The following is an 11,757-nucleotide window of genomic DNA, read 5'->3' as shown; positions in this document are numbered from 1 at the left end:
ACTCAGACAACTCCCATGAACTCGGGCTGTTTGATCAGCATCGGCGCCACCGGCAGGGTTTCCTCGCGATAACAATCCGGTGAGTTGTCCCGTAACGGCAGCTGGATGTCGCTAGGCTGCCAACTTACAAATCCAACACCGCGCTGAAACACAAATATCTCGCCGCTATCCGGATCTTTAGCGCTTAAATGCACCCAGCCGCCACCGATCAATTCCCGCAAGCTTTCCTGCCGGCCATAAATTTGTTCCAGCACCGAGGTTTTGGCCTCGACGATGATTTGTAAGCGCATGGCCTCGTGAATCTCAATCATTTGTCGCGGCAAACCGGTGCGCAGGTCGCTGCCGGCGCCTTCCATCACCGCGCAAAAGCCCGTCAGATTGTGCGGCACTTTCGAACCGCAACCCAGCCGCTCGTTATTCACGGTGGAAAAATAATATTCCAGATTGATACCGGCACCGACCGGACCGACCGCCAGCAAGATGCCCTCTAAAACTGCACCTTCCGGGTCCTGGCTGGGATCGTAGGAAATCAAAAACAGGCGGCGGTCGAAAAACGCGCCTTGCGTCAACGAGCGTCTGCCGACCAATGCGGCAGCGTTGGTGGCATGCCCTAACTCCGGGCGAGCCTGGGAAAAGTCGGTAGCGCGCTCCAGAAAATGTCGTAAAGCCCGCTGCGGTTCTGGCCGGCGCGGTGCGGAAGCCAGACGCCGGCAACGCTCGTGAGCAGACATACGCTGCGCGTGTTGCATCTGCTGCACGAATTTGTTGAAAGCCGCTCGTCGCTCGGTCGGCACGGTAGCGCTGTCGTACCACGTGATGTCTTCGTCGCAGGTGTTGTGCTCTGCGCCGATAAACCAAGTATCGTCCGGTATCTTAATACCTCTGTCAGCTAGCAACTGCCGCACCTCAGGGCGATTGGCCATCGCCGCGAACAGCCGGGCGTTCGGTCCGCCGTGCCGCCCACTACAGGCACCGCAATCGTAAGCGGATAAATGCGGATTGTTTTGGCTCATCGAGCCATGGCCCATTAGCACCACCAATTCGGCAAAACCGTAGGTCAGGCCGGTATTGCGCAAAAATCCGGCGATCCGGTCGGCTTGTTCCTGGTCGGTAAAACCCAGGCGCGGCTGTTGCGGTGTGGCCGGAATCGAATCATCGGCAGCGGTAAAATTCAATTGCGAGACCACGTCAGGCGCCATCGATTTTGCCGTCGCAGCCAACAGCTGATGCTGAGTTTGCGGAATGAAGCTTTTCGCCAGCAAACCGAGCAAGGTAAACGGCGCCATGGCATTGATCATCGGATACGCCAACAGCGCATCGCGGCGCAAACCATGATGGAGCAGATTGGCAAGCCGTTGTTTCAGATTACGGCCTTGCCGGTGGCGAGCCATGGCTTTTTCCTGGCCTGGTTGACTGCATTCTTGAACATTATGCGCCGGCACCACCACCACCGGACACAAGGCCGTCAATTTGCTGTCGTCCAGTCCTTGATAATTCATCGGCACCCCGAAAAATCCGGCGGCGCCCAGCGTCTCGATGGCCGGATTGAGTTCCTCCAAATGGCGGCGGATGCCTTCCTCGCGGTCATCCATGCAAAACACGATTTGCGCTGCGGGGCGGCTGTCTCGTTGCGCCCAGCGCCCGCGATTATGATTGGCGTGCAGGGCTTGCAGCAGCGCTTGTTGATAGTGGCGTTCGTAGGCGTTCAGCCAAATAGTGCTGCGATCAGCCTCGCTGAAAGTGTCGATGACGGCCAAGCATTCCAGCAGCGGCGCCGGCTCTGAACGCTGCACGTCACTGGCGGTTAACCCAAGCAATTGGCAAAGGCGAAACAGCCGCCAACCCTGGTTATAAATACTGAGGGCTGAGGGAGCCAGCGGGCTAAGTTGCCAGGTCCAAATCCGTTCGGCCAAGGTCTGCCAAGCCTGTTTGTCCCGCGCCGCGTCGTTAAGCAAAGACTGCGCTGCCAGTGCCAGATACTCAGGCAATTGGCCTTGAAACAAGGCTTGCCTGACCGAAAACTCCGCCAGATTTTTCGAAAAATAGCCGCGTAACCGGTCTAGTTGTGCCTCGCAATGCCATTGTTTGCATAGCTGTTCCGCGTAAAGTCGGTCCAAGGTCAAGCGTATCGCCAAGTAATCCGCCAATAAGGGCTTGGTGTCGTCGTCTGCTTGATAATTGGGGTGGGTCTGACGCCAGTTGATCAAGCCGGACCATCCCGGTAATTCCAAGGCCAGTCTTTGCAAATAGCCTGCCCAGCGTTGCTCGGGGACAGTCAGCGCCGTCAACTGCTGTGCGATGGCGTCGATGGCATCGGCCGGGAGTGCCGCCGTAATCGCTTGCCAATCGTTCAGTTCCTGAAAAACCGGTTGCGCATCGTAGATCAAACTCTCGCGCCAGGCTTCATACAGACCCAGCTCTTCCCGCTTGGGTAAACGCCAGGCCGCCAAACCTTCGTCCAGCAAAGAGGCGCATAAGCGAATTAACGTTGGCCGCACCGAGTCGAGAATATCCTTGCCGGTTAATGCCAATAGTAAGCCGCGTAAGGTTAAACTATCGCCGACCTGCGCAAACAGATTTGTCAGGCTCTCCATGCCGTATTGGCGCATCTGCTGCTCCGCGCCGGCATCTGCTATGTCCGGCAGCCATTGCCGGATCTGCTCGGCGGACAAATCCAGCAAATCTTCCGGATGTAAATCCGGCGTTTGCAGCTCCAGCTTGGCGAGCAATGCATCCCACAATTCACGAGCCGTTTCGCCAGCGGCGGCCGGCTTATCCAACACACCGAGTTCTCGCACCTGCCAATCGAATTGCGCGGGCGTCAGCGCCTGCAAATCGTGCAGCAAGGCCAGCCGGTAAAGCATTTGCTGAGTAACGGGTTTGCCATTGACCTTGCAAATCTCAGTCTCCAGCGCATCCCCAAATTGCTGGGCCAACGCGGCATCAATATCTTCATCGCCTATCCGGCCTTGCGCATAAAACTCCCGAAACTGTGCGGCGGACAGATAACAACTGATGCCGGTTAGCTGGGTAAATTCCGAGAGCGCTTGCTCGAACGGCAAATGTTGAAAGCCATGCAAGGTATTGTGATGGACGAAATCGTGAATCGGTGCTTGCCCCGGCAACACATGATCCAGGTGATGGATTGCATCAAGGATTGTGTCGCGCGGCGAGGCGATATTCGGTAAGGAATCTTGCATGATCAAATCAATTCCATATTCATTGACACACCGGACGATAAACGTTGTCTCTTAAGTTGGTAAGGGTTTTTACCCCGCATGCCGCGCCGAGCACCGGAGCTTTTGAACGGATCAGCCCGCAGGGGTGCGGCATGGATGCCGCACGTTGCCGAAGGGGCAGGAAGCCCCTTTCGGCAACCCCGTTCAAAAGCGAGGAGCGCAGGATAAAAGCGGCATCCGGGTGTCTTTTCTTTTGGATACTTTTCTTTGGACAAGCACAAATTCGTCTGGAACGAATTTGAACAGCTGGTAGGCTGGCCCGAAGGGCGAAAACCACGGATGGTTTTCGTAGCGAAAGTATCTCGCCTGTCGGTGCGAGAACCGACTTTAAAAACCTGTCGCGATAGCGACGCATTACTGAAGATGAAGAAAGGTCGATAAAAAACAACATCACGGCAACCTCTCCCCCATCACCGCCAACATCTTCCCTACTGTCGCAGTAGACAAATCAATCAAAGGCGCCGGCAACAAACCAAACAACACAATCCCGCCTACCAACACTCCTGAGGCCATCAATTCCAGCGATTTCAAATCGGCGATGTCGCGCATCTGCGGTTTCACCGGCCCGGTAAATAGCAAGCCGATGGTGCGCATGGCATAGGCGGCGCTGATCAAGATGCTCAAACTAAAAAACACCATCAAACCGCCCCATTGCTGAAAGCCGCCGATTAGCGTGTGCAGTTCGGCGATAAAACCCACTGAGCCGGGCAGGCCCATCGCCGCCAGCAAGGTCAAGGTGGTCAAGGTGGCGAAGCGCGGCATGACTTGTACCAGCGAACTGTAATCCTGGATGTTGCGGGTATGTGTGCGTTCGTAAAGCAGGCCCACCAATAGAAACAATGCGCCGGCAATCAGGCCGTGGGCGGTCATTTGCAATATCGCGCCGGTGAAGCCGGTTTGATTCAGTGCGGCGATACCGAGTAAGACGACGCCCATATGACTCAGCGACGAATAAGCCACCATGGCTTTCAAATCGCGCTGCCGCCAGGCCAGCAAGCCGCCGTAAATCATGCCGAACAGCGCTAGAAATACCAGCAAGGGCTGGATGAGTTTGGCGGCAACCGGCAACATCACCACGCAGCGCAATAAGCCATAGGCTCCCATTTTCAGCAGGATACCGGACAACAAGATACTGATCGGGCTGGGTGCTTCGACGTGAGCCAGCGGCAACCAGCCATGCAAGGGAAAGATCGGCATTTTTACGCCAAAACCGATCAGGAAACCCAGCAGCACCAGGACTTGCTCGACCACCGGCATGTTTTGCGCGGCTTGGCCCATGGATGCCATTAGGGAACCCTGGTTTTCCAAATCGTATTGACTGATCGCCAGTAAACTCAGCAGCATGAACACCGACCCGCCCATTGTGTACAGCACAAAATTCAGGCTGGCGGCGTGACGGCGCTTACCGCCCCAGCGGTCGATCAGGAAAAACAGCGGGATTAAGGTCACTTCCCAGAAGATGTAAAATAGCGCCCAGTCTTGTGCCATAAACACGCCGAGCATGCCGAATTCCAACAACAGAATGGAGATGTGATAGCCCTTGATGCTATCGGACAGGGAGAAGGAAGCCAACAGGGAAATACAAGTTAACAGAGTAGCCAGCACCAGCATCGGCATCGACAGGCCGTCCACGCCCAGTGCGTATGCGCTGCCGAGTTTGGGGTTCAGAGGGTAAAACTCGCTGAACTGCAACGCGGTGTCGCTGACGTCGAACTGGGCCAATAGCAAACAAGCCATCAGCAAAGCCGCCAGGCTGAATAGATTCGCTACAATTCTGATCAATCGGCTGTTCTGGCCGGAGACCAGTACCAGCAATATTGCCCCCAGCGCCGGGGTCCATAACAGCGCGCTTAGCATCACCATTGTTATCGTCAAAGTCCAATACAGCAAACATTCTAACGACATTTGGTTGAAAAAAGCCAATCCGGCAAAAAATTGGTTTAAATAAACCATCGCTAAATACAGGGCCTCGCTCCATCGACCGTAGCGTCGATTTCGCAAAGCCAAAAGCTTCGTGTACCCTACGCGCATCAAAAATAACGGGATTTCGGGGTTCAATTCGTCATGTTACTGAGCAAGGGCTAAGCCCATGAATGCCACCCGGTTTATTCATCCAGGTTTACCGCAAGGACAAAGCTTTTAAGCGCTATGCAAATACACATGATCGCCGTTGGCAACAAAATGCCGGACTGGGTACAGCAAGGTTATAATGAATATGCCAAGCGGCTACCGCGCGAATGCGAGTTGCTGTTAAAGGAAATCGCCCCGGACAAACGCCGCAGCGGCGACATTGCCCGGATAACCAAGGATGAAGGAGAACGCATGATAGCGGCATTGCCGGGCCGGGCTCACGTGGTGACGCTGGATATTCCCGGCAAACCCTGGACCACGCCGAATCTGGCGCAAGCCCTGCAACGCTGGCTGGGCAACGGTCAGCCGGTTGCGCTGATGATAGGCGGACCGGAAGGTTTGTCTCAGCAAGTGCGCGATCTGGCGCAGGAATCCTGGAGTTTATCGCCGCTGACTTTTCCGCATCCTTTGGTTCGAGTGATTGTCGCTGAACAAATCTACCGGGCCTGGAGTCTGTTGAATAACCACCCTTACCATCGTTAAGCGCATGCACCCACAACTGATCCTGGCGTCCGCCTCACCGCGCCGTAGCGAATTGCTCAAGCAAATCGGCATCCGTCACAGTATCATGGCGGTCGATATTGACGAAACGCCTTGGCCGGGCGAAGCGCCCGCTGCTTACGTCGAGCGGGTAGCCGCGGAAAAATCCGCACTCTGTCTGGCAACGGCCGCTACCGATTTACCGGTACTGGCTGCGGATACCAGCGTGATTTGTGACGGCCGTATCCTGGGTAAACCCGAGGATTTGCAGCACGCCATTGAAATGCTCAGTCATTTGTCGGGACGCAAGCATCAAGTGTATAGCGCGGTATCCTTACGCGGTGAGCAACACTGGCAGGCGCTTAGCGTCAGCGAAGTGCGTTTCCGACCCTTGAGCCACCAGGAAATCGTCGCCTATTGGCAGACTGAGGAACCTCACGACAAGGCTGGAGCCTATGCAATTCAAGGCTTGGCCAGCGTGTTTATCGAATCGATCACCGGCAGTTTTTCCGGCGTGATGGGCTTACCGCTATTCGAAACCGCGCAATTATTAAGCCTAGCAGGCATAGACATTATTCAATGAGCGAAGAAATATTAATCAACGTCACGCCGCCGGAAACCCGGGTGGCGGTGATTGAAAACGGCGTACTGCAAGAACTGATTATCGAGCGGGTCCGGCAAAAAGGCTTGGTCGGCAACATCTACAAAGGCGAGGTATGTCGGGTTTTGCCCGGCATGCAGGCGGCCTTTGTCGATATTGGTTTGGAAAAAGCCGCGTTTTTACATTTATCCGATTTCAGTAGTAAGGAACTGGCCGAAAAAGCCTCGGAAAATATCGAGCACTATCTAAAGGAAGGCCAAAAACTGGTGGTACAAGTCACCAAAGACCCGCTCGGCAACAAGGGCGCGCGGCTGACCACCGACATTTCCATCCCCTCCCGCTATCAGGTTTACATGCCCTATGCCGGCAACTCCGGCGTCTCGCAGCGCATCGAATGCGAATCCGAGCGCACCCGCTTGCGGGCTTGCATCGAAGCCTATCAGCTGAAGCACCAGGTGCCTGGCGGCTTTATCGCCCGCACGGCCGCCGAATGCGTGGAAGATGTGATTTTGTATTCCGACATGACTTTTTTGCACAAACTCTGGGAATCCATCCTGGAAAAAAGCAGCAAAGCCAAGGTAAAAACCTTGATCCACGAAGACCTGCCGCTCAGCATTCGCACCTTGCGGGATTTATACAAAGACGGTATCGAAAAAATCCGTGTCGATTCCAAGGAAACCTTTCTAAGGCTGGTCGAGTTTGCCGAAACTTTCGTCCCGGAAATCGTCTCGGTGATCGAACATTATTCCGGCGAACGGCCGGTGTTCGATATATACAATGTCGAAGACGAAATCAGCAAGGCGCTGGACCGCAAGGTCAAGCTCAAATCCGGCGGCCATTTGGTGTTCGATCAAACCGAATCGATGACCACGGTGGACGTCAATACCGGCGGCTACGTCGGCGGCCGCAATCTGGAAGAAACCATCTTCAAGACCAATCTGGAAGCGGCCCAGACCATTTCCCGCCAGCTGCGGCTGCGCAATTTGGGCGGTATCATCATTATCGATTTCATCGATATGCAAAGCGAGGATCACAAAAAGCAGGTGTTGACCGCGCTACAGCGCAATCTGGACAAGGACCACGCCAAGACCAAAATCACCGAGGTGTCGGCACTGGGCCTGGTGGAAATGACCCGCAAACGCACCCGCGAGAGTCTGGAACACATCCTCTGCGAACCTTGCTCGACTTGCGGTGGCCGCGGCGTATTGAAAACCCCGGAATCGATCTGCCTGGAGATATTTCGGGAAATTATTCGCGTGGTCAGGCAATACAATGTCCAACAAATCTTGGTATTGGCGTCCGAGCAAGTCGTGGAGATGTTGCTCGACGAAGAAGCCGATATGCTGGCGGAGCTGGAAATGTTCTTGAAAGTCGGCATCAAAATCCGCGCTGAAGCCGAATACAATCAGGAGCACTACGACGTGGTGTTGTTATAGGCGGCTATTTTGGTTATTCACCACGTCACCCGGGCCACCCGACACCTGCTGTTCTGGTCACTGATCGCGATAGCCCTCGTCTTGAGCGCGGTACGGGTTTTTTTGATCGATATTGCCGATTACCGTAGCGCACTCGAACAAAAAGTCCGCGATACCACCGGTATTCCGCTACATATCGGTAAACTGGGCGCGAATATGCGCGGCTTCAGCCCGGAATTCTTGCTGCGGGAAATCGCTATCGAAGGCAGCGAAGCCGGCGCGAAGCCCGCTATCCGCCTGCAAGAAGTGCGGATCGGCATCGATTTACTGGAATGGTTATTCACCCAGGACCCCATGGCCGCCAGTTGGGTGACGCTGGTGGGCGCCAAACTGGATATTCTGCGTAACGAGGACGGTAGCCTCAGTATCAAAGGCCTGCAAAGTAGCGACGAGCAACCGCTATGGCTGTTACAGGGGGGCAAATACGAGATTCTGCAAAGCCAGGTGACCTGGCAGGATCTGAAGCGGCATCGACCGCCGGTGACTGTCGAACACTTCGATTTGCTGATCAAAAACCACTATCTCGATCAAAGCCACGAGATCCATCTGCTCAGCAGCCTGCCCGAGCAATACGGCGATAGCTTGCGCATTTCCGCGCGGCTTAACGGCAATATTTTCCAGGCCAACGCGATTAACGGTCAAATTTATGTGGAAGGCAGCAATCTGCAAGGGCCGGCTTGGCTGATCGAGGATTTACCGCTGGGCTTGCATTTGGAATCCGGCTCGGGCGATATGCGGATCTGGAGCCAATGGCGTGACTCCATGCCTTACCAAGTCAGCGGTTATCTGCAAGGTCAACAGATTAAACTCAGCAGGCAGCAAGGCAAACCGCTGCAACTCGACACCTTTGAAGGCAATCTGGCTTGGACCGAGCAAAATGGCCGGCAACGCTGGAGTGCCTACGACGTTAATGTCTTCGCCAATCATCAGCGCTGGCGGGATGGTGAGGTCTATCTACAGCAGGACGCGCAGGGCAATCTCAGCGGCGTGATCAAACAGTTAAATTTGCAAGCCTTGATGCATCTGATACCGCCGTTTCTGCCGGCAGAGCAAACCGATTGGGCTAAATGGCTGAAACTCAATCCGCAAGGCAATTTGCAAGACTTGGCGTTTTATTTTGACGGCAACCAGCAACGCTATGCGCTAAACGGACGTTTCAGCCAGCTTGGAAATGATGCGCAAGGCGACCTGCCGCAAATACAGGCACTGAGCGGCTCGATCATCGCCGGCGACCAAGGCGGGCAATTGATATTTGACAGCATGAACGCCAAATTCAATGCGCCGCAAATGTTCAGAAGTAGCCTGGACGTCCCGCGCTTGCAAGGCCGAATCGACTGGCGGCAAACCGATACCGACTGGCAAATTTCCAGCGAAAATCTGCAACTCGACAGCGCCGCCTTCCACACCCAAACCAATCTGCAACTCAGTGTCCCGAAAAATAACGATAGTGCGGTTATCGATATGCGCACCCGTTTCGGCAATTTCAAAGACATCAGTAACGTACCGCAATACCTGCCGGCCAAAATTATGGGTAAGGATGCGGTCGCCTGGCTGGACGACGCCTTTATCGGCGGGCATATCGACAAGGGCGAAATGCTGTTGAACGGCAAGCTGGCGGACTTTCCGTTCAGCAACGGTCCCGGCCGGTTTGAGGTGGTGTTTGCGATAGACGACGGTGAAATCCAGTTCAATGCCTTATGGCCGCATTTGCGCGGGGTGCATGCCGACGTGCAATTCCTCGGTGCGGACCTGAAGGTGGCGATCAATGGCGGCCGTAGCGAAAACGTTGATATCAATCAAGCCGTGGTCTCGATTCCGGATCTGGCCAATAGCGATTATGTTTACGTGTTGGGCCAGGTGCAGAGCAAGTTACCGCACAGTTTGCAGTATCTGCAAAAAACCCCGTTACGCGCCAAAATCGATCCGCTGGCCAAAGTGTTGGCCCCGGATGGCAACACCCAGGTCGATCTTGATTTGAAAATCGCTTACTACGAAACGCTACCGACCACCGTTAAAGTGGATGCGCATCTGGATAAGGCCCGCTTACTGGTCAAGCCGGTCGATCTTGCCGTCAACGACATCAGCGGCGTACTGCGCTTTACGGAAGATAGGGTCAGCAGCAACCGCCTGGAAGGCAGTACCCTGGGTTATCCAATACACGCCGTACTGCAAAGCGATGCCAGCGCCACGCAAATCCTGATAGACGGCACGACCGACATCAACCGCCTGGAAAAACAATTCAGTTTCCTGAAAAACCAGGTTGCCGACGGTAGCTTTAACTATCAAACCGTATTGACACTACCTTACGACGCGGCTAGGCCGTCTACCCTGAATATAAGCAGCAACTTACAGGGTGTAACGATCAACACTCAGGATGCGCTGGCCAAATCGGCCGATCAAGAGCAAGCCTTGAATCTGCAATTTACGCTCGAAAGCAGCAGCGCTTACTTGCCTTTAAAAGTTGCTTACGGCAAGGAATTGAACGCAGCACTGTTGATAGACGGCAAACAAAATCAGCTGCATTCCGGGCATATCGTCTTCGGCCAAGAACAGGCGGACTTTTTTGAACCGGCCGGTTTGAAATTGCAAATCCGGCAACCGCAATTCAAATTATCTGACGCGCTTGCCGCATTCTCCGATACCGAAACTCAGCAACGCTTGCCGGCCTTAAAAGAAGTGATGCTGGATACCGAGCAACTGATCTGGCAGGGCCAGAACATCGGCGCGCTGAAATGCCGGCTCCAGCATCTGAATCAGGCTTGGCAAGCCACGTTGGATAGCCCGATGGCGCGCGGTAAATTGATCTTACCCGATCAACGCGGCGGCGCGAACGTTATCAAGCTACAGATGGATTATCTGAATTTGTCGGCGATGGACGGCCTGAATTTCGATGCTGCGGAAGAAGTGGTCACCGACTTGCCCTTGATCGACATCGACAGCAAGCAGCTACTATGGCGCGGCGTGGATTTGGGCAGCTTAAAACTGCATACCGAACGGCTGATCAACGGTATTCATTTCAAGCATGTGCAACTGGCCAGCGTGGCCGGTACGATAGACTTCAGCGCGGACTGGATCAAACTGGTCGGTGGCAGCTCGACGCAATTGACCGGCAAGCTGAACATGAACGGTTTTGGCTTGTTCTTGTCGCAGCTGGGTTTTACCGATGATTTAAGAGGCACACATGCCGAAATCAATTTCAACGGCGGCTGGCACGGCGCCCCGCAGCAGTTTGCCACGGCCAACCTGACCGGACAAATGCAACTGAAATTCAGCGACGGCCGCATTTCCAGCATCGAACCCGGCTTTGGTCGCTTGTTGGGCTTGATCGCCATGGAGCAATGGGCCAAACGCTTGAGTCTGGATTTTACCGATGTCTACCGGCAGGGTCTGGCCTTTGACCAGATTACCGGCGATTTTAAAATCAGCAATGGTCTGGCCTATACCGACAATTTATTGATCGACGCGGTATCGGCGAAACTCAGCATAGCTGGCACCGCCGACCTGGTGAAAAAGACCATGGACCATCGCGTCGCCGTCGTGCCCAAGAGTTCCGGGGCTGTGCCGATTGCTGGTACAATCGTCGGCGGTATCGCCAGTATCATTACCCAGGTAGTGACGGACGATTACAAAGAAGGTTATTTTTTCGGCTCGCAATACAAACTTGCCGGGCCCTGGGGTAATGTCGAGGTTACGCCGCTGCACGATCAGGACGGCCTAGTGCAAAAAGCCTGGCGGGGCCTAACCGGCGGCTGGCTGGAATCGCTGAGCAAATGAGCGGCCCTGCCGACCAAGCTTCCCCAACAGTTAAAACTATCGAAAACAATTAAAATCA

Annotated in this window: 7 protein-coding genes; 4 read left to right on the top strand and 3 right to left on the bottom strand. The window is 54.6% G+C overall.

The features are described from left to right. Window positions 1-2: 2 nt before the first annotated feature. The 3 genes from G006_RS0114920 to G006_RS0114915 are packed head-to-tail and all read right to left on the bottom strand — an operon-like array spanning window position 3 to window position 5,102. Window positions 3-3,200: a DUF2309 domain-containing protein gene (locus G006_RS0114920; RefSeq protein WP_020484010.1), complete on the bottom strand. Its 3,198-nt coding sequence runs from the start codon at window positions 3,198-3,200 to the stop codon at window positions 3-5. A gap of 19 nt (window positions 3,201-3,219) precedes the next feature. Then, window positions 3,220-3,630: a hypothetical protein gene (locus tag G006_RS28645; protein WP_160167675.1), complete on the bottom strand. Its 411-nt coding sequence runs from the start codon at window positions 3,628-3,630 to the stop codon at window positions 3,220-3,222. Further along, on the bottom strand, window positions 3,630-5,102 hold the full coding sequence (locus G006_RS0114915; protein ID WP_026147074.1) for a complex I subunit 4 family protein: 1,473 nt from the start codon (window positions 5,100-5,102) through the stop codon (window positions 3,630-3,632). Before G006_RS0114915 ends, G006_RS28645 begins: the two co-directional genes overlap by 1 nt. A gap of 285 nt (window positions 5,103-5,387) precedes the next feature. Between G006_RS0114915 and rlmH the strand changes: the two genes are divergently transcribed. The 4 genes from rlmH to G006_RS0114895 are packed head-to-tail and all read left to right on the top strand — an operon-like array spanning window position 5,388 to window position 11,699. Beyond that, window positions 5,388-5,852 carry a 23S rRNA (pseudouridine(1915)-N(3))-methyltransferase RlmH gene (gene rlmH, locus G006_RS0114910; RefSeq protein ID WP_026147073.1) on the top strand — a complete coding sequence of 155 codons (465 nt, stop codon included), beginning with the start codon at window positions 5,388-5,390 and terminating at the stop codon, window positions 5,850-5,852. 4 nt (window positions 5,853-5,856) lie between these two features. Continuing rightward, a complete protein-coding gene (locus G006_RS0114905; RefSeq protein WP_020484007.1) occupies window positions 5,857-6,432 on the top strand; it encodes a Maf family protein in 576 nt (191 codons plus the stop codon). Continuing rightward, window positions 6,429-7,886, top strand: coding sequence for a ribonuclease G (gene rng / locus G006_RS0114900; RefSeq protein ID WP_020484006.1), 1,458 nt, complete (start codon window positions 6,429-6,431; stop codon window positions 7,884-7,886). The genes G006_RS0114905 and rng overlap by 4 nt, the downstream gene beginning before the upstream one ends. A gap of 9 nt (window positions 7,887-7,895) precedes the next feature. Then, the gene (locus tag G006_RS0114895; RefSeq protein WP_020484005.1) at window positions 7,896-11,699 is read left to right on the top strand and encodes a YhdP family protein; all 3,804 of its coding nucleotides are present in this window, start codon (window positions 7,896-7,898) and stop codon (window positions 11,697-11,699) included. The last annotated feature ends 58 nt before the right edge of the window (window positions 11,700-11,757 follow it).

The organism is Methylomonas sp. MK1, from assembly GCF_000365425.1.
In the GTDB taxonomy this organism is placed as follows: Bacteria; Pseudomonadota; Gammaproteobacteria; order Methylococcales; family Methylomonadaceae; genus Methylomonas.
Note: the sequence above shows the minus strand (reverse complement) of the source record. Positions and strands in the feature narration are given on the sequence as shown.

Coding starts and splice junctions, on each gene's coding strand:
- G006_RS0114920 (WP_020484010.1), bottom strand. CDS start 3,200: ATGCAAGATTCCTTACCGAATATCGCCTCGCCGCGCGACACAATCCTT.
- G006_RS28645 (WP_160167675.1), bottom strand. CDS start 3,630: ATGTTGTTTTTTATCGACCTTTCTTCATCTTCAGTAATGCGTCGCTAT.
- G006_RS0114915 (WP_026147074.1), bottom strand. CDS start 5,102: ATGGTGATGCTAAGCGCGCTGTTATGGACCCCGGCGCTGGGGGCAATA.
- rlmH (WP_026147073.1), top strand. CDS start 5,388: ATGCAAATACACATGATCGCCGTTGGCAACAAAATGCCGGACTGGGTA.
- G006_RS0114905 (WP_020484007.1), top strand. CDS start 5,857: ATGCACCCACAACTGATCCTGGCGTCCGCCTCACCGCGCCGTAGCGAA.
- rng (WP_020484006.1), top strand. CDS start 6,429: ATGAGCGAAGAAATATTAATCAACGTCACGCCGCCGGAAACCCGGGTG.